Here is a 16,661-nt window from a genome sequence, read left to right as displayed (position 1 = left end):
GGAGGTCCTGTGACGAGGGGTTCTGCCCTCTCTGTCACGCGAGGTTCGGGAAATGGCTCAGGTGATTAAAAATTTTTTCGCGTCACGCTCTCTGTAGGAGCCAGCTTTGCTGGCGAACCGGGCCAGCGCAGGTCTTGGATCCGTGTGTGGGGCTGTTCGCCAGCAAGGCTGGCTCCTACAGGGTGGGCGGTGCGTCTGTTCAACTGGTGGCGTCTTCCACGCTGACCCAGTAGCGGGTGAAGCGCCGCACCCGTACCGGCAGCGCCACCTCAAGCATGTCGAGGATCCGCTCGTTGTCTTCCAGCGGATACGAGCCGGAGATCCGCAGGTCGGCCACTCGCTCGCTGCACGCGAGCTGCCCGAGCCGGTAGCGCGACAGCTCGGCGAGAAAATCCGTCAGGCGCATCTGCGACACCACCAGCATGCCGTCCACCCAGGCCGCGCGGTTGGGGTCCAGGGGCGCGATGGCCTGCCAGCCGCCCTGGGCAAAGCGAGCCTGATGCCCCGCCAGCAGGGGCTGGCCGGCGACACTGGCCTGGCCGCTGAACACCGAGACCAGGCTGAAACCATCGAACTGGCGCACGTCGAAACGGCCACGGGCCAGGTGCAGTTCGCCTTCTGCGGTGCGCACGCGCAGCGGGCGGGGTTCGTCGACCACGTCGAGCAACAGCTCGCCTTCGCGCAGACGCACCAGGCGCTGTTGGCCATCGAAACGCACATCGGCGGCACTGCGGGTATTCAGGTGCAACTGGCTGCCATCGTCGAGGGTCAGGCGGCGACGCTGGCCCACCGGGCTGCGGTAGTCGGCCATCAGCCCGGGCAGTGGATTGTGCTGTTGCAGGCCCAACCCCGTGGCGCTGGCCACGCCCACCAGCAGCAGGGCCTTGAGCGCCCGGCGCCGGGCCGCGGAGGGCGGCGCCTGCAGGGTGGCGTGGACCACCGGCGAGGCCACGCCGCGCAGGCGCTGGTTGACCTGCTGGATATGCGCCCAGGCGCGCTGATGCTCGCTGTCGGCCTGCAACCAGCGTTCCAGGGCCTGGCGCTGCTGCTGGTCGAAAGCGTCGCCCTGGGACTCGATCAGCCAGTGCACCGCCTGCTCGGCGATCTGTGGCGAGAAACTGGTGTTCACAGGGCGAAGTAGCAGCGCAGGGCTGCCTTGTTCAGGTAGCGCTTGACGGTGGCCAGCGAGATGCCCAGTTCGCGGGCGATCTCGCCCTGGCCCAGGCCATCGACCTGGGCCAGCAGGAAGGCGCGTTTGACCAGCGGCGCCAGGCCATCGAGCAGGCGGTCGAGCTCGAGCAGGGTGGCGAAGATGATTGCCTTGTCCTCTTCGCTCGGCGCCACTTGCTCGGGCACCTGGGCCAGGGCCTCGAGGTAGGCGCGCTCCAGCTCCTGGCGGCGGAAGTGGTTGCACAGCACGCGCTTGGCCACGGTGGTGAGGAAGGCGCGGGGCTCGATCAGTTGTGGCGTCTCGCGGGCCTGGAGCAGGCGCACGTAGGTGTCCTGGGCCAGGTCGGCGGCGCTCTGCGGGCAGCCCAGGCGCCGGCGCAGCCAGCCGGTCAACCAGCTGTGGTGGGCGACATAGAGGCCTTCGACGGTGGAAGAGAGGGCGCTGGGCACCGATGCGACTCCGGCGCTGGCTAGCGCAACTGGAAGTAAGAATTGTTCGCATTGTATTCATGCGGCCGGTGTTCGGCAATTGCTGGCGACGTAAGGAGAGTTGGGCCCCTTGTAGGAGCGGCTTCAGCCGCGATGAAGCCAACCCGGTGCAGGGCACCCGCTTCGCGGGTGATCGCGGCTGAAGCCGCTCCTACAGGTTCGACGGGGTTTTGCTTATGAGAATTGAAATCATTACTATTGCATCCCCATTCCCCGGACCTCCACCATGACCCGCAAAGCCGCCGGCCTTCCCCTGAGCTACCGCCTGGCCGTGACCTCACGCAGCCTGGCCGCGCTGCTGGGTGGCTACCTGCTGGCGTCCATGGCCAGTGTCTGCATCACCCTGCTGGCACCCATGAGCCAGGTGGACGCCACCATGGCCGGCATGATGCTGTCGTTCGTGTTCTACCTGCTGGCCTTCCTCTGGTGCTTCGCCTGCCGCAGCGCCTGGCGCGCCTGGCTGGGGGTGTTGCTGCCGAGCGTGCTGCTGGGGGCGATCAACGGCCTGGCCTACTGGATGAAACAGCCATGAAAGAAGGCTTCCGCCAGGCCATGGCCTGGCTGCACACCTGGACCGGCCTGATCTTCGGCTGGCTGCTGTTCGCGATCTTCCTGACCGGCACGCTGTCGTACTTCAAGGACGAAATCAGCCACTGGACCCAACCGGAGATCCGCAGCCACGCGCTCGACCCCGCGGCCAGCCTGACAGCGGCGCAACGCTACCTGGAGGCCAACGCCGGGCACGCCAGCGGCTGGTTCATCCGCCTGCCCAGCGAGCGCGAGGCAGCGCTGAGCGTCGGCTGGCGCGACCCCGAGGCTGGTGGGCGACGGGGCTTCGTCAGCAAGACGCTGGATGCCCGCAGCGGCCAGGAGGTCGAGGCCCGCGACAGCCGGGGCGGCGAGTTCTTCTACCGTTTCCACTTCCAATTGCAGATGCCGCACCCCTGGGGCCGCTGGCTGTCGACTTTCTGCGCGTTCATCATGCTGCTGGGGCTGGTGACCGGGATCATCACCCACAAGAAGATCTTCAAGGAGTTCTTCACCTTCCGCCCGGGCAAGGGCCAGCGTTCCTGGCTCGACGGGCACAACGCCATCGGCGTGCTGGTGCTGCCGTTCCACCTGATGATCAGCTACAGCAGCCTGGTGATCTTCATGTACATGGTGATGCCGGCCAGCATCATGGCCAGCTATGGCGACAGCAACCGCTACTTCAATGATGTGTTCGGCCGCGACGAAGTGCCCAAGGCGGCGGCCCAGGCCGCGCCGCTGGTGCCGTTGGGCGAGCTGTACGGCAAGCTGCAGGCCCAGGCGCTGGGCGCGCGCCTGGGCTTCATCCAGGTGCAGAACCCCGGCGACCTGAACGCCCGCGTCACCTTCAACCGCGCTTCGTCCGACAGCGTGGCTTACCGACGTAGCGCCAACTGGACCTTCGACGGCGCCAGCGGCGCGCTGCTCACCCAAGGCGCGCCGGAAAGCGCGGCGATGTTGACCTCGTTCACCTTCGTCGGCCTGCACATGGGCAACTTCGCCGGGCCCTGGTTGCGCTGGCTGTACTTCGTCTTTGGCGTGGCCGGCACCGCGGTGATCGGCACGGGCCTGGTGATGTGGCTGGGCAAGCGCCAGCTCAAGCATGCCAAGAGTGAACGCATGCCGGGCGAGCTGCGCCTGGTCGAGGTGCTCAACATCGCCAGCATGAGCGGGCTGCTGCTGGGCGTGGCGGCGTTCTTCTGGGTCAACCGCCTGGTGCCGGCTGCGCTTGAAGGGCGCGCCGACTGGGAGATCAACGGGTTCTTCCTGGCCTGGGGGCTGTCGTTGCTGCACGCAATGCTGCGCCCCGGGCGCCGTGCCTGGGGTGAACAGCTGGCATTGGGCGCGCTGGCGTTTGCCTTGTTGCCCGTGCTCAACGCGCTGACCACCGGCCAGGGCCTGAACCACTCCATCGCCGTGGGCGACTGGGCCATGGCCGGTTTCGACCTGACCGCGCTGGGCACCGGGCTGTTCCTGGCCTGGGCCGCGGGCAAGATGTTGCGCGCGCCCAAGCCGGTGGCCAAGCGTGCGCCGCGTGTCGCGAAAGCGGTGGAGGCGAGCTGATGCTGAGTGTCGCGCTGATCGGTTTCGCCGGTTTTGCCGGGCTGTGCCTGGCCATGGAAAAGCATTTCAACGAGCTGCTCGGGCGCAAGCCCACGGCTGTTCAACTGCGCGGCTTGCGCTTCGGTGGTTGGGCCTTGCTGCTGCTGTCGCTGGTACTGGCTGTGTACGGGCGTGGCTGGGCGCTGGGGCTGGTGGAGTGGATCGCGGTGCTGATGGCCGGGGTCACCGTCTGGGTGTTCGGCCTGCCGTATCAACCTCGCCTGTTGCTGGGGCTGGCGGCGGCGAGCCTGCTGCTCGGGCCGCTGCTGGCCTTGCTGGCGGTGTGACAGCTTGAGCGAGCCTGGGGAGGTGATCGACGCCGAGGCCGATGGCACTGGCCGGGCGCGCTTCGTCCAGGTGTTCCTGGCCCAGCGGGCGCGCATGGAGGCGCTGGTGAGCCGGCGCATCGGTTGCCGCGCCACCGCCTCCGACCTGGTCCAGGACCTGTTCCTGCGTTTCTGGCGCCGCCCGGAGGTCAAGGTCGAGGCCCTCGACACCTACCTGCTGCGCAGCGCCGGCAACTTGGCCATCGACTACCTGCGCAGCGAAGGCTCGCGGGGTCGCGCCGCTGAAGGCTTGCAGATCAACGACGACGAGCCAGGCAGCCAGGCGCCTGAGCAGGCGCTGGAAGTTGTCCACGACCTGCAGCGCATCGAGTCGGCCCTGCGCGCCTTGCCCGAGCGCACCCGCCAGATCTTCCTGCTTAACCGCATCCACGGCTGTACCTACGGTGAGATTGCCAAGGCCATGCAGCTGTCCCAGAGCGCCGTGGAAAAGCATATGATGCGCGCCCTCGAAGCGTGCAAGGCGAGTGTCGCCGAAGCCGCCCCCCCACCGCGCCGGCCAGGGAGCGCCCGTCGATGAAAGTTGAACAGCCGATCACCGCCGAGCAGTCCCGAACGGCCCTGCGTTGGCTGGCGCACATCAATCAGCAGGCCGAGCAGGTGCACAGCGCGGCGTTCAAGCGCTGGTTGCTGGAGGATCCCGCCCATCGCCGCGCCTATGCCGAGGCCGAGGCCCTGTGGCGCCTGAGCGAAGCCCCGGCGGCGCGCTTGGCGGCCGAAGAGCAGGATAGCCTGCGCCAGTACCTGGAGGCGATGCGGCGGCCTCGTCGCACGAACCATTGGCGTCGTTTTGCGGTGGCTGCCTGCCTGGTGCTCGGGGTGGGCAGCATGGAGGGCTGGCATCCACAGGCCTGGCTGCAGGACCTGCGCGCCGACTACAGCAGCGGCGAACAGGTGCGCCAGGTGACCCTGGCGGATCGCTCGCAGCTGACCCTGGATGCTGGCAGCGCGGTGGCCGTGGACTTTGACCATGGCGAGCGGCGGGTGCGGTTGCTGAGGGGGGCGGCGTTCTTCGAGGTGACCCATACCGGGCAGCCGTTCCTGGTCGAGGCCGCAGGTGGCGAGGTGCGTGTGCTGGGGACGCAGTTCGAAGTGCGCGAGCAGGGTGGCGGGGCACAGGTGACCGTGCGCAGCGGGCGGGTGGCGGTGACGGCGGCCGAAGGGCAGCAGGCCCGGGAGCTGACCGCCAACCAGCAGTTGGCCTTCACCGAGGGCGTGGCGGCTGGTGTCGAGGCGGTGGATAGCGAGGGTCGGCTGGCCTGGCGCCAGGGCTGGCTGAATTACTACCAGGTGCCGCTGGGGCAGGTGGTCGAGGACCTGGGGCGTTACTACCCAGGAAGGATTTTGTTGCTCGATGGCGAGTTGGCGCAGCGCAAGGTCAGTGGCAGTTTCCCGGTGGCGCAGCCGCTGGCGGCGTTGGATTCGCTGGGCAAGGTGCTGGGCTTCGAGCGGCGGACGGTGCTGGGGCGGGTTACGGTGCTGCGTTGAACGTTGTCGGAGCGACAGCCTTGTGTTGATCGTTCTGGCCTCTTCGCCGGCAAGCCGGCTCCTACGAATGTGGACTGCCCCCAAAGGTTGGAGCGGTATCCAAAAATCCAGAAGGCAGCGCCGTACCTGTAGGAGCCGGCTTGCCGGCGAAGAGGCCGGTGAAGAAAAAATCGAGAAAGTGATGAGGTATCCCCCCACGGCATCCGTGTAGTGAGTGGAAGTGCGATTCATTCGCAAATGTTTACCCCTCTCACAGGTCAGCGTCCATGAAGTTCACCCCGCGTTGCGTTCCTCTCTGGTTCGGCCTTTGCACCTTGCCCGCCCTGGCCCTGGCACCCCAGGCCCTGGCCGAGCAGCAGCGCCAGGCCTATGCCTTCGCCCAGCCGAGCCAGCCGCTGGCCCAGGCGCTCAATGCCTTCAGCCGGGTCACCGGGCAAAGCGTGGTCTACACCCTGGAACTGCCGCAGCAACAGGCGCCCGCGCTCAATGGCACGTTCAGCGCCGAGCAGGCCCTGCAGCAACTGCTGGGCAATGCTGGCCTGGCCTGGCGCCGCCTCGACGCCCGCACCCTGACCCTGGAACCGGTCGACACGTCCGGTGCGCTGAACCTGCAGGCCACCACCATCAACTCGCAGATGGATGACTACAGCTACCAACCCCCGGCCAGCGCCTCGATCATGCGCGGCCAGGGTTCGACCCTGGACATCCCCCAGGCGATCAACGTGGTGCCCGCCCAGGTGATCCGCGACCAGGCGCCGCGCAACCTCGATGACGCGTTGTACAACGTCAGCGGCATCACCCAGGGCAACAACTTTGGCGGCACCGCCGACACCGTGATGAAGCGCGGCTTTGGTGACAACCGCGACGGCTCGATCATGCGTGACGGCATGCCGGTGGTGCAGGGCCGCGCGCTCAATGCCAGTACCGAGCGGGTGGAAGTGCTCAAGGGCCCGGCGTCGCTGCTGTATGGCATCCAGGACCCGGGCGGGGTGATCAACGTGGTCAGCAAGCGCCCGCAATTGCAGCAGTACAACGCCCTCACGCTGCGTGGCTCGACCTACGGCAGCGGCAAGAACGGCAGCGGTGGCGGCTTCGACAGCACCGGCGCGCTGGGCGACAGCCCGTTCGCCTACCGGCTGATCGTTGACCATGAGGACGAAGACTACTGGCGCAACTACGGCGTGCACCGCGAGTCGCTGGTTGCGCCGTCGCTGGCCTGGTACGGCGAGGACACGCAAGTGGTGCTGGCCTACGAGCACCGCGAATTCCTCTCGCCGTTCGACCGTGGCACGGCCATCAGCAACCGCACCAACCACCCGCTGGACATCCCCGCCACGCGCCGCCTGGACGAGCCGTTCAACGACATGGAAGGGCGCTCCGACCTGTACCGCCTGGAGGTCGATCACCAGCTCGCCGACGACTGGAAACTGCATGTCGGCTACAGCTTCAACCGTGAAACCTACGACGCCAGCCAGGTGCGCGTGACCGGCGTCAACGACGCGCGTGGCACGCTCACTCGCAGCATCGACGGCACCCATGGCGCCATGAGCCGCGACCAGTTCGCTACTTTCAGCCTCAATGGCAGTGTGCAACTGGCGGGGATGCAGCACGACTTGCTGGTGGGGGTCGACCATGAGGACCGCAAGGTCTACCGCGCCGATTTGATCCGCCAGGCCAGCCGCTCGACCTTCAGCTACCTCGACCCGGTCTATGGTCGTGAAGTCGAGGGCAGCACCGTGCGCGCCAGCGACAGCGACCAGACCGACAAGCTGCGCACCGACGCGCTGTTCTTCCAGGATGCCCTGCACCTGGACGAGCACTGGATCCTGGTGGCGGGCGCGCGCCTGCAACAGTACGACCAGTACGCCGGCCGTGGCCGCCCGTTCAGCGCCAATACCGACACCCGCGACCGCGCCTGGGTGCCCCACGCGGGCGTGGTGTACAAGGTGGACGAGCAGCTGTCGTTCTATGGCAGCTACAGCGAGTCGTTCAAGCCCAACTCCAGCATCGCGCCATTGACCGGCGGGCTGGTGCTGGACGCGTCGGTCGCCCCGGAGGAGGGCAAGTCCTGGGAGCTGGGGGCCAAGCTCGACATGCCCGGGCGGCTCTCCGGCACCCTGGCGCTGTTCGATATCACCAAGCGCAATGTGCTGGTGTCCAACTTCGATACCAACACCGGCGAAACGCTGTACAGCAACGCGGGTGAAGTCAGTTCTCGTGGTGTGGAACTGGACCTGGCCGGGCAGCTCAGCGAGCGCTGGAGCCTGATCGGCGCCTATGCGTTCACCGATGCCGAGGTGACCAAGGACCCGGACCTGAAGGGTAATCGTCTGCAGAACGTCGCCCGTCACAGTGGTTCGCTGTCGGCGGTGTATGACTATGGCAGCCTGTTTGGTGGCGATCGCCTGCGCATGGGGGCTGGCGCCCGCTACGTGGGTGAGCGTGCCGGCAACCCGACCAATGATTTCGAACTGCCGGCCTACACCGTGGCCGACGCCTTTGCCAGCTACGAGACCAAGCTCGACGAGCACAAGGTGCGCCTGCAACTGAACGTGAAGAACCTGTTCGACAAGGTGTACTACAGCTCGGCGGTGAACCGGTATTTCGTGGCGATCGGCGATGCGCGGCAGGTGAGCCTGTCGAGTACCTTCGAGTTCTAGATTGCTGGGACCGCGTTGCGGTCCTTTCGCGACACAAGGCCGCTCCCACAAAAGACGGCGATCTCCTGTGGGAGCGGCCTTGTGTCGCGAAAGGGCCGCGACGCGGCCCCAGGATCAACCGGCGAACGCAGCCCGATAGTCCCCTGGCGTTGCCCCCAGCGCCTGCCGGAACCGATTGCTGAAGTGGCTGGCGCTGGCGAACCCGCACAGCAATGCCACCTGCCCCAGCGGCAGGTCGCCCAGGCGCAGTAGCTCGCAGGCCCGGTGCAGGCGCCTGGCCAACAGGTACTGATGCGGCGGTAGGCCGAAGCTGGCGCGGAACATCCGGGCAAAGTGGTATTCGGAGAGGTTGCAGCGCAGCGCCAGCTCGCCGAGGGTCAATGGCTGGTCGAGGTGGGTCTCGATGTACTCCACCAACTGCCGACGCAGATGTGGCGCCAGCCCGCCCTTGAGCTTCAACCCCTCGCGCAACCCGGCCTGGTGCAACACGGCGTGGTCGATGATGGCGTGGGCCAGGCTGCTGGCCAGCAGGCGTTCGCCAGGCTCGGCCCAGTCCAGGTGGATCAGCTGGTGGAAGCGCCGGGCCTGTTGCGGATCGTCGAGGAAGGTCTCTTCGCGCAGCTGCATCTCCCGGGGCTCGCGGTCGAGCAGGCGGGTGCAGCCGAGGGCGAACTGTTCCTCGCTGATGTACAGGTGGGCCAGGCGGATCGAGCCGTTGATCACCCAGTTCGACTCGTGGCCGGCGGGCATGACGCACAGTTTGTCCGGCGCGCCTTTGTCGGCCGGGCGCTGGCGGCGGAAGGTGCCGGTGCCCTCGGCGATGTAGCAGGACAGGGTGTGGTGGCTGGGGGCCTGGTAGTCGCGGGCGTCGTGGCGGTTGCTCCACAACGCCGCCGCCAGCCCGTCGCCCAGGTGCGCGCTCAGCTCCAGCTTGGCGTGGGGCGAGGCGTTCAGGACGTTGAAGACCTGCAGGTGATCGAGTGGGGGCATGGGCGACTCCTCTGGTGCCCATCGTACTGCGCGCGGGGCGGGCTGGCAGCTACCTGGGGTGGAAAAGCGCAAGTTTGTGCAAGCCGGAACAAGCAGGGCGTTGGAGACTGGCAATGGGCATGTCGTCTCGGGTGTTCGCCGGCAAGCCGGCTCCTACAGCGTCCCCGTAGGAGCCGGCTTGCCGGCGAAGGCCGCAACGCGGCCCTTGGCTCAACACCCGGAGGACTTCCATGAACCTGTCGCTCTACCTGCTCACCGTCCTGATCTGGGGCACCACCTGGATCGCCCTGAAACTGCAGCTGGGCGAGGTCGCCATCCCGGTGTCGATCGTCTACCGCTTCGCCCTGGCCGGGCTGATCCTGTTCGCCTTCCTGCTGCTCACCCGCCGCCTGCAACCGATGAACCGCCGTGGCCACCTGGTGTGCCTGGCCCAGGGGTTGTGCCTGTTCTGCGTCAACTTCATGTGCTTCCTCACCGCCAGCCAGTGGGTCGCCACCGGCCTGATCGCCGTGGTGTTCTCCACCGCCACCTTGTGGAACGCGATCAACGCGCGGATCTTCTTCGGCCAGCGCATCGCCGCCAACGTGCTGGCCGGCGGGGCCTTGGGCCTGCTCGGGCTGGGCTTGCTGTTCTGGCCAGAGCTGTCGCACCACGCCGCCAGCCGCGAGACCTTGTACGGCCTGGGGCTGGGACTGCTCGGCACGTTGTGCTTCTCGGCGGGCAACATGCTGTCCACCGTGCAGCAGAAGGCCGGGCTCAAGCCCATGACTACCAATGCCTGGGGCATGGTGTACGGCGCCTCGATGCTGGCGGTGTATTGCCTGGTCAAGGGCATTCCCTTCGACATGGAATGGAACGCCCGCTATATCGGTTCGCTGCTGTACTTGGTGATCCCAGGCTCGGTGATCGCTTTTACTGCCTACCTGACCCTGGTCGGGCGCATGGGGCCGGAGCGGGCAGCGTACTGCACGGTGCTGTTCCCGTTGGTGGCGCTGAACGTATCGGCGGTGGCCGAGGGGTACCAGTGGACGGCGCCGGCGTTGCTGGGGCTGGTGGCGGTGATGGCGGGGAATGTGCTGGTGTTTCGCAAGCCCAAGGTCAGGACTGAGGCCGTGGCGTTGGCACGTTGAATGACGGATGGCACCCTGGACGAGTGCATCGGGCGGATCTACCAGGAGACCAAGCACCGACGGCAGCCCTGCTGATCGCTATCTCCCGGTCAACCGCAATACCCCTGTAGGCGCCAGCTTTGCTGGCGAACAGTGCCGCGCACAGATCCGAGGCCTGCATTGGCCCCGGTTCGCCAGCGAAGCTGGCTCCTACAAGTTCGCGCCAACCGGTAGATGCCGGCGAACGCGCTTCAGTGCTTCCACACCTGCGGGTTCACCAGGTCCCGTGGCCGCTCACCGAGCAGCGCCGCGCGCAGGTTGTCCAGCGCCCGGTTGGCCATGGCCTCGCGGGTCTCGGCGGTGGCCGAGCCGATGTGCGGCAGGGTCAGGGCGTTGGGCAGCTTGAACAGCGGCGAATCGCTCAGCGGCTCCTTCTCGTACACATCCAGCCCGGCACCGCGAATCGTGCCGTTCTGTAGCGCCTCGACCAGCGCCGCCTCGTCCACCACTGGCCCGCGAGCAACGTTGACCAGGAACGCGCTGGGCTTCATCAGCTTCAGTTCACGAGCACCGATCAGCTTGCGGGTGGCGTCGGACAGCGGCACCACCAGGCAGACGAAATCAGCTTCGCCCAGCAACTCGTCCAGGCTGCGGAACTGCGCGCCCAGCTCCTCCTCCAGCGCGGCCTTGCGGCTGTTGCCGGTGTACAGCACCTGCATGTTGAAACCGAAACGGCCACGGCGGGCGATGGCCGCGCCGATGTTGCCCAGGCCGACGATGCCCAGGGTCTTGCCGTGCACGTCGCTGCCGAAGTGCGCCGGGCCGACGGTGGCCTGCCACTGGCCGGCCTTGGTCCAGGCGTCCAGCTCGGCGGTGCGCCGGGCGCAGCCCATGATCAGGGCGAAGCCCAGGTCGGCGGTGCTTTCGGTGAGCACGTCGGGGGTGTTGGTCAGGGCGATGCCGCGTTCGTTGAAGTAGTCCAGGTCATAATTGTCGTAGCCCACCGAGACGCTGGACACCACCTCCAGCTTGCCCGCGCCTTCGAGCTGCGCGCGGCCGAGCTTGCGGCCCACGCCGATCAGGCCGTGGGCCTCGGGCAGGGCTTCGTTGAACTGGGCGTTGATGTCGCCGAGCTTGGGGTTCGGCACGATCACGTTGAAGTCTTGCTGCAGGCGTTCGGCTGAGGCCTGGGTGATGCGGCTGAAGGCCAGGACGGTTTTTTTCATCGGGCTGCTTCTCTGCAAGGCGGGAGGACGGAGTCGGGCGCAGAGGGGGCCGCGTTGCGGCCCATCGCGGATAAATCCGCTCCTACAGAAAGTGCACGACCCCTGTAGGAGCGGATTTATCCGCGATGGAGGGCGAAGCCCTCCCATGGCCCTGTCTGCCAGACGCTGGATTCAATGGTTAGCAACCTACCATTGTCCCCACCCCCAATGCAGCCGCTTTTTTCAGTTGGCGATCAGCACCTGATGGGTCTTCAAGTCCGCCTCATGGGCGGCAAGAATCTCCGGTAGCGAGTTGCGCAGGTACTCGACCCAGGTCTTGATCTTGGCATCCAGGTACTGGCGCGACGGGTAGATCGCATACAGGTTCAGCTCCTGCAGGCGGTACTCCGGCATGATCCGCACCAGGCTGCCGTCGCGCAGGCCGTCGATGGCCGAGTAGATCGGCAGCACACCGACCCCCATGCTGCTGCGAATCGCGGTCTTCATCGCGTCCGCCGAGTTCACCTGGAACGGCGAGCTGGTGATGTTGACCATCTCCTGGCCTTCCGGCCCGTCGAACAGCCACTTCTCCAGCGGGATCACCGGGCTGACCATGCGCAGGCAGGCGTGCTTGAGCAGATCGGCCGGCTTGTGCGCGGTGCCGTGGCGGGCCACGTACTCGGGCGAGGCGCAGACGATGCTGTAGGTGATGCCCAGGCGCTGGGAGACGAAGCCCGAGTCAGGCAGTTCGCTGGCCAGCACAATGGACACGTCGTAGCCCTCGTCCAGCAGGTCGGGCACGCGGTTGGCCATGGTCAGGTCGAAGGTGACGTCCGGGTGCGACTCGCGGTAGCGGGCGATGGCGTCGACCACGAAGTGCTGGCCGACGCCGGTCATCGAATGCACCTTCAACTGCCCGGCAGGGCGGGCGTGGGCGTCGCTGGCCTCGGCCTCGGCTTCTTCCACGTAGGTAAGAATCTGTTCACAGCGCATCAGGTAGCGCTTGCCGGCCTCGGTCAGCGCGATGCGCCGGGTGGTGCGGTTGAGCAGGCGGGTTTGCAGATGGGCTTCCAGGTTGGAGACCGCCCGCGACACGTTCGCGGTGGTGGTGTCCAGTTGCGCCGCGGCAGCGGTGAAGCTGCCGAGCTGGGCCACGCAACTGAAAGCACGCATGTTTTGCAGGGTGTCCATGGGTCACTCTCGGTTTAGAGGACAAAATTGTGACATGAAGTAACGGAGTTTCGCCTCCGACTAAAGCCGGATTATCGCTGTTTTGGTAACAAAGATTCGCAGGAATATACGCTTATCGCCAATGAAACCCGCCCCTAGAATTGCCCGGCCCCTCCACCTCTTCCTCGGGAAATCGCAGCTGTGCCGCGTCGCCACATCAGAGCGCTCCATGCGTTCAGTGCCTGTGCCCTTTGTCTCACCTTGAGCGGCTGTATCGGAACCTGGGGCATCGCCCCGCAAAGCAAGACACTCCAAGCCAACCAACTGACCACCGACGACGCGATCCGCGAGGCCGCGCGCGACGCCCACTGGCCGGCCCAGCAATGGTGGCGCGCCTATGGCGACCCGCAGCTCGACGCCTGGGTCGCCCAGGCGCTGGCCGGCAGCCCGAGCCTGGCCATGGCCGCCGCGCGGGTGCGTGAAGCCAAGGCGATGGCCGGCGTGGTCGAGTCGGCGGAAAAGCTCCAGGCCAACGGCAATGCCACGCTCAAGCGCCACAACTGGCCGGAGGATCAGTTCTACGGCCCCGGCGCGCTGTCCGGCGCCAACACCTGGGACAACAACGCCGCCATTGGCTTCAGCTACGCGCTGGACCTGTGGGGCCGCGAGCGCAATGCCAGCGAGCAGGCCGTGGACCAGGCGCACATGAGCGTCGCCGAGGCGCGCCAGGCCCAGCTGGAGCTTGAGAACAATGTGGTGCGCGCCTACATCCAGCTCAGCCTGCATTACGCCCGGCGCGATATCGTCCAGGCCGAGCTTGCGCAGCAGGAGCAGATCGTCGCCCTGGCCAAGCGCCGCCTCGACGGTGGCATCGGTACCCATTTCGAAGTCAGCCAGGCCGAGGCACCGCTGCCGGAAACCCACCGGCAGATCGACAGCCTCAACGAAGAGATCGCCCTGACCCGCAACCAGCTGGCGGCCCTGGCCGGCAAGGGGCCGGGGGAGGGCGCGAAGCTGCAACGCCCGACCCTGACCCTCGGCGCGCCGCTTGCGCTGCCGTCGAACCTGCCCGCCGAACTGGTCGGCCAGCGCCCGGACGTGGTCGCCAGCCGCTGGCAGGTGGCGGCCCAGGCCCGTGGCATCGATGTGGCCCACGCCGGCTTCTTCCCCAACGTCGACCTGGTCGGCAGCCTCGGCTTCATGGCCACTGGCGGCGGCCCGCTGGAGTTCCTCACCGGGCGCAAGTTCAACTACAACGTGGGGCCGGCCATCAGCCTGCCGATCTTCGACGGCGGTCGCCTGCGCTCGCAATTGGGCGTGGCCTCGGCCGGCTATGACGTGGCCGTGGCGCGCTACAACCAGACGGTGATCGGCGCGCTGAAGAACATCTCCGACCAGTTGATCCGCCGCGAGTCGATGAAGGAGCAGGCGCACTTCGCCGCTGAAAGCGTGGCCGCCGCGCAGAAGACCTACGACATCGCCACCGTCGCCTTCCAGCGTGGGCTGACCGACTACCTCAACGTGCTCAATGCCCAGACCCTGCTGTTCCGCCAACAGCAAGTGCAGCAACAGGTGCAGGCCGCGCGCCTGACCGCCCACGCCGAGCTGGTCACCGCTCTGGGCGGCGGCCTGGAGGCGGGCAAGGATGTGCCGGACGAAGACCGCCAGGCCGCACCGAAAACACCGGCCACCCTGGCCATCTTCGACCAGCCGGACCACGCCGAATGAGCACACTGAGCTTGCCCCTGCGCTGGCTGCAGAGCCTGGAATGGCGCCGGGGCTTCTTCGCCTGGGCGCGCACCGATGGGGTCACCTGGGTCTATATCTTCAAGGTGCTGGCCGCAGCGTTCATCACCCTGTGGCTGGCCATGCGCCTGGAACTGCCGCAGCCGCGCACAGCGATGATCACTGTGTTCATCGTCATGCAGCCGCAGAGCGGCCATGTGTTCGCCAAGAGCTTCTACCGGGTGCTGGGCACCCTGGCCGGCTCGGCGATGATGATCGCGCTGATCGCCATCTTCCCGCAGAACACCGAGCTGTTCCTGCCCAGCCTGGCGCTGTGGGTGGGCTTGTGTTCGGCGGGGGCCATGCGCTACCGCACCTTCCGCGCCTATGGCTTCGTGCTGGCGGGTTATACGGCGGCGATGATCGGCCTGCCGGTGCTGCAGCACCCCGACCAGGCGTTCATGGCGGCGGTGTGGCGGGTGCTGGAGATCGCCCTGGGGATTCTGGTCTCGACCTTCGTCAGCGCCTCGATCCTGCCGCAGTCGGCCAGTGCCGCCATGCGCAATGCCCTGTACCAGCGCTTCGGCGTGTTCGCCGGGGTGGTGGTCGAGGCCCTGCGCGGCGACAGCCAGCGCGACCGCTTCGAGACCAGCAACGTGCGCTTCGTCGCCGAGGCGGTGGGCCTGGAGAGCCTGCGCAACGTCACTGCCTTCGAAGACCCGCACATGCGCCGGCGCTCCGGCCGCCTGGTGCGCATGAACAGCGAGTTCATGGCCATCACCACGCGCTTCAACGCCTTGCACCGGTTGCTCGAACGCCTGCGCGCCCGTGGCCCGTTGCAGATCGTCGGCGCCATCGAGCCTGGCCTGGAAACCCTGGCGCAGTTGCTGCAGCCCTACGTGGGCCGGGCCTTGACCGATGCCGACGCCTTGCGCCTGGCGCTGGAGCTGGGCACCTACAAGGAAGGCCTGCAGGCCCAGGTGCGCAGCCTGCGCGCCGAGTACCTGGAGACCAACCCGAGCGAGTCCGACCTGCTCGATTTCCACACCGCCTTCGAGCTGCTCTATCGCTTCGTCGACGAGATGTACAGCTACGCCGAGACCCATGCCTCGCTGGCCGTGCACAAGCACGAGCGCGAACAGTGGGACGAACCCTACGTGGCCCAGACCAGCTGGTTGGTGCCGCTGGCCGCCGGCGTGCGCGCCTCGGCGGTGCTGCTGTTGCTGGGCAGCTACTGGCTGCTCAGCGACTGGCCCAGCGGCGCCATGATGACCCTGATCGCCACGGTCACCGTGGGCCTGTCGGCGGCCTCGCCGAACCCCAAGCGCATGTCGTTCCAGATGGCCTGCGGCACGGCGATCGGCGCGTTCATCGGGTTCTTCGAGACCTTCTTCGTGTTCCCCTGGATCGACGGCTTCCCGCTGCTGTGCATGGTGCTGGCGCCGGTGTTCGTGCTCGGCGCGTTTCTCGCCTCGCGCCCGGCCTATGCCGGCTACGGCCTGGGCCTGCTGGTGTTCTTCGCCATCGGTTCGGTGCCGAACAACCTGACGGTCTACGACCCCTACACCTTCATCAACGACTACATCGGCATGGTCATCGGCATGTTCGTCTGCGCCGCGGCCGGGGCGATCATCCTGCCGCCGAACAGCCGCTGGCTGTGGAGCCGCCTGGAGCAGGAACTGCGCGAGCAGGTGCTGTTCGCCATCGGCGGGCGCTTGCGTGGGCTGGGCTCGGCCTTCGAGAGCCGTACCCGCGACCTGCTGCACCAGGCCTATGGCCTGGCTGCCGGCAAGCCGCAGGTGCAGAGCGAGCTGATGGGCTGGATGTTCACCGTGCTGGAGATCGGCCACGCCATCATCGAGCTGCGCAAGGAGCAGGCCCGTGCGCCGGTGCACCCGGCCTACGCCGAGTCGCAGCCGTGGCGCCAGGCCATCCGCGTAATGGGCCGGGCCCTGGCGCGATTGTTCCTGCAACCCAGCGCCAGCAACCACGAGCGCGCCCTGGTGGCGGTGGACCACGCCATCAGCCGCGTGCAGGCCACCGACGAACCGTTCGCCCGGCACTTCGACACCTCGGTGCTGCGCCGGGCGCAGAGCTACCTGCACTTCATCCGTTCCTCCCTGCTTGACCCACAGTCGCCGCTGGCACCGGCGAAAGGATTACACGATGCTCCGTGAAACC

General features: G+C 67.0%; 14 protein-coding genes. 9 read left to right on the top strand and 5 right to left on the bottom strand.

Annotated elements, in window-relative coordinates; genetic code table 11:
• Positions 1 to 199: 199 nt before the first annotated feature.
• Both PSEEN_RS21205 and PSEEN_RS21200 read right to left on the bottom strand, forming a co-directional pair.
• The gene (locus PSEEN_RS21205) at positions 200 to 1,129 is read right to left on the bottom strand and encodes a FecR domain-containing protein (RefSeq protein WP_011535619.1); all 930 of its coding nucleotides are present in this window, start codon (positions 1,127 to 1,129) and stop codon (positions 200 to 202) included.
• Positions 1,126 to 1,620 carry a sigma-70 family RNA polymerase sigma factor gene (locus PSEEN_RS21200; RefSeq protein ID WP_011535618.1) on the bottom strand — a complete coding sequence of 165 codons (495 nt, stop codon included), beginning with the start codon at positions 1,618 to 1,620 and terminating at the stop codon, positions 1,126 to 1,128. Before PSEEN_RS21200 ends, PSEEN_RS21205 begins: the two co-directional genes overlap by 4 nt.
• Before the next feature lie 265 nt (positions 1,621 to 1,885).
• Here PSEEN_RS21200 and PSEEN_RS21195 point away from each other — a divergent pair, with 265 nt between their 5' ends.
• From PSEEN_RS21195 to PSEEN_RS21170, 6 genes are all read left to right on the top strand, one after another.
• Positions 1,886 to 2,191, top strand: a complete 306-nt coding sequence (locus PSEEN_RS21195) for a DUF3649 domain-containing protein (protein WP_011535617.1) — start codon at positions 1,886 to 1,888, stop codon at positions 2,189 to 2,191.
• On the top strand, positions 2,188 to 3,750 hold the full coding sequence (locus PSEEN_RS21190) for a PepSY-associated TM helix domain-containing protein (RefSeq protein WP_011535616.1): 1,563 nt from the start codon (positions 2,188 to 2,190) through the stop codon (positions 3,748 to 3,750). The genes PSEEN_RS21195 and PSEEN_RS21190 overlap by 4 nt, the downstream gene beginning before the upstream one ends.
• Positions 3,750 to 4,076 carry a DUF3325 domain-containing protein gene (locus PSEEN_RS21185; protein WP_011535615.1) on the top strand — a complete coding sequence of 109 codons (327 nt, stop codon included), beginning with the start codon at positions 3,750 to 3,752 and terminating at the stop codon, positions 4,074 to 4,076. Before PSEEN_RS21190 ends, PSEEN_RS21185 begins: the two co-directional genes overlap by 1 nt.
• Positions 4,077 to 4,080: 4 nt before the next feature.
• Positions 4,081 to 4,653: an RNA polymerase sigma factor gene (locus PSEEN_RS21180; RefSeq protein WP_044488448.1), complete on the top strand. Its 573-nt coding sequence runs from the start codon at positions 4,081 to 4,083 to the stop codon at positions 4,651 to 4,653.
• Complete coding sequence (locus tag PSEEN_RS21175) at positions 4,650 to 5,621, top strand: FecR family protein (protein WP_011535613.1); 972 nt, start codon at positions 4,650 to 4,652, stop codon at positions 5,619 to 5,621. The genes PSEEN_RS21180 and PSEEN_RS21175 overlap by 4 nt, the downstream gene beginning before the upstream one ends.
• 266 nt (positions 5,622 to 5,887) lie before the next feature.
• On the top strand, positions 5,888 to 8,281 hold the full coding sequence (locus tag PSEEN_RS21170) for a TonB-dependent siderophore receptor (protein WP_011535612.1): 2,394 nt from the start codon (positions 5,888 to 5,890) through the stop codon (positions 8,279 to 8,281).
• A gap of 114 nt (positions 8,282 to 8,395) precedes the next feature.
• On the opposite strand, the gene PSEEN_RS21165 is transcribed toward PSEEN_RS21170, so the two are convergent.
• A complete protein-coding gene (locus PSEEN_RS21165) occupies positions 8,396 to 9,271 on the bottom strand; it encodes a helix-turn-helix domain-containing protein (RefSeq protein ID WP_011535611.1) in 876 nt (291 codons plus the stop codon).
• A 230-nt stretch (positions 9,272 to 9,501) separates the two neighbouring features.
• Here PSEEN_RS21165 and PSEEN_RS21160 point away from each other — a divergent pair, with 230 nt between their 5' ends.
• Positions 9,502 to 10,401 (top strand): DMT family transporter, encoded by a 900-nt coding sequence (locus PSEEN_RS21160; protein WP_011535610.1) that lies wholly within the window; start codon positions 9,502 to 9,504, stop codon positions 10,399 to 10,401.
• Positions 10,402 to 10,631: 230 nt separating this feature from the next.
• On the opposite strand, the gene PSEEN_RS21155 is transcribed toward PSEEN_RS21160, so the two are convergent.
• Positions 10,632 to 11,606, bottom strand: coding sequence for a 2-hydroxyacid dehydrogenase (locus tag PSEEN_RS21155; protein ID WP_011535609.1), 975 nt, complete (start codon positions 11,604 to 11,606; stop codon positions 10,632 to 10,634).
• A 222-nt stretch (positions 11,607 to 11,828) separates the two neighbouring features.
• A complete protein-coding gene (locus PSEEN_RS21150; RefSeq protein WP_011535608.1) occupies positions 11,829 to 12,776 on the bottom strand; it encodes a LysR family transcriptional regulator in 948 nt (315 codons plus the stop codon).
• A gap of 180 nt (positions 12,777 to 12,956) precedes the next feature.
• On the opposite strand from PSEEN_RS21150, the gene PSEEN_RS21145 reads away from it, so the two are divergent.
• Both PSEEN_RS21145 and PSEEN_RS21140 read left to right on the top strand, forming a co-directional pair.
• Positions 12,957 to 14,483 (top strand): efflux transporter outer membrane subunit, encoded by a 1,527-nt coding sequence (locus PSEEN_RS21145; RefSeq protein WP_011535607.1) that lies wholly within the window; start codon positions 12,957 to 12,959, stop codon positions 14,481 to 14,483.
• Positions 14,480 to 16,657: an FUSC family protein gene (locus tag PSEEN_RS21140; RefSeq protein WP_044488446.1), complete on the top strand. Its 2,178-nt coding sequence runs from the start codon at positions 14,480 to 14,482 to the stop codon at positions 16,655 to 16,657. The genes PSEEN_RS21145 and PSEEN_RS21140 overlap by 4 nt, the downstream gene beginning before the upstream one ends.
• Positions 16,658 to 16,661: the final 4 nt, after the last annotated feature.

The organism is Pseudomonas entomophila L48, from assembly GCF_000026105.1.
GTDB classification, from domain to species: domain Bacteria; phylum Pseudomonadota; class Gammaproteobacteria; order Pseudomonadales; family Pseudomonadaceae; genus Aquipseudomonas; species Aquipseudomonas entomophila.
Note: the sequence above shows the minus strand (reverse complement) of the source record. Positions and strands in the feature narration are given on the sequence as shown.

Bases quoted from the DNA above. Each gene is read 5' to 3' on its own strand.
- PSEEN_RS21165 (WP_011535611.1), bottom strand. From the start codon at position 9,271: ATGCCCCCACTCGATCACCTGCAGGTCTTCAACGTCCTGAACGCCTCG.
- PSEEN_RS21190 (WP_011535616.1), top strand. From the start codon at position 2,188: ATGAAAGAAGGCTTCCGCCAGGCCATGGCCTGGCTGCACACCTGGACC.
- PSEEN_RS21140 (WP_044488446.1), top strand. From the start codon at position 14,480: ATGAGCACACTGAGCTTGCCCCTGCGCTGGCTGCAGAGCCTGGAATGG.
- PSEEN_RS21185 (WP_011535615.1), top strand. From the start codon at position 3,750: ATGCTGAGTGTCGCGCTGATCGGTTTCGCCGGTTTTGCCGGGCTGTGC.
- PSEEN_RS21195 (WP_011535617.1), top strand. From the start codon at position 1,886: ATGACCCGCAAAGCCGCCGGCCTTCCCCTGAGCTACCGCCTGGCCGTG.
- PSEEN_RS21170 (WP_011535612.1), top strand. From the start codon at position 5,888: ATGAAGTTCACCCCGCGTTGCGTTCCTCTCTGGTTCGGCCTTTGCACC.
- PSEEN_RS21150 (WP_011535608.1), bottom strand. From the start codon at position 12,776: ATGGACACCCTGCAAAACATGCGTGCTTTCAGTTGCGTGGCCCAGCTC.
- PSEEN_RS21160 (WP_011535610.1), top strand. From the start codon at position 9,502: ATGAACCTGTCGCTCTACCTGCTCACCGTCCTGATCTGGGGCACCACC.
- PSEEN_RS21175 (WP_011535613.1), top strand. From the start codon at position 4,650: ATGAAAGTTGAACAGCCGATCACCGCCGAGCAGTCCCGAACGGCCCTG.
- PSEEN_RS21155 (WP_011535609.1), bottom strand. From the start codon at position 11,606: ATGAAAAAAACCGTCCTGGCCTTCAGCCGCATCACCCAGGCCTCAGCC.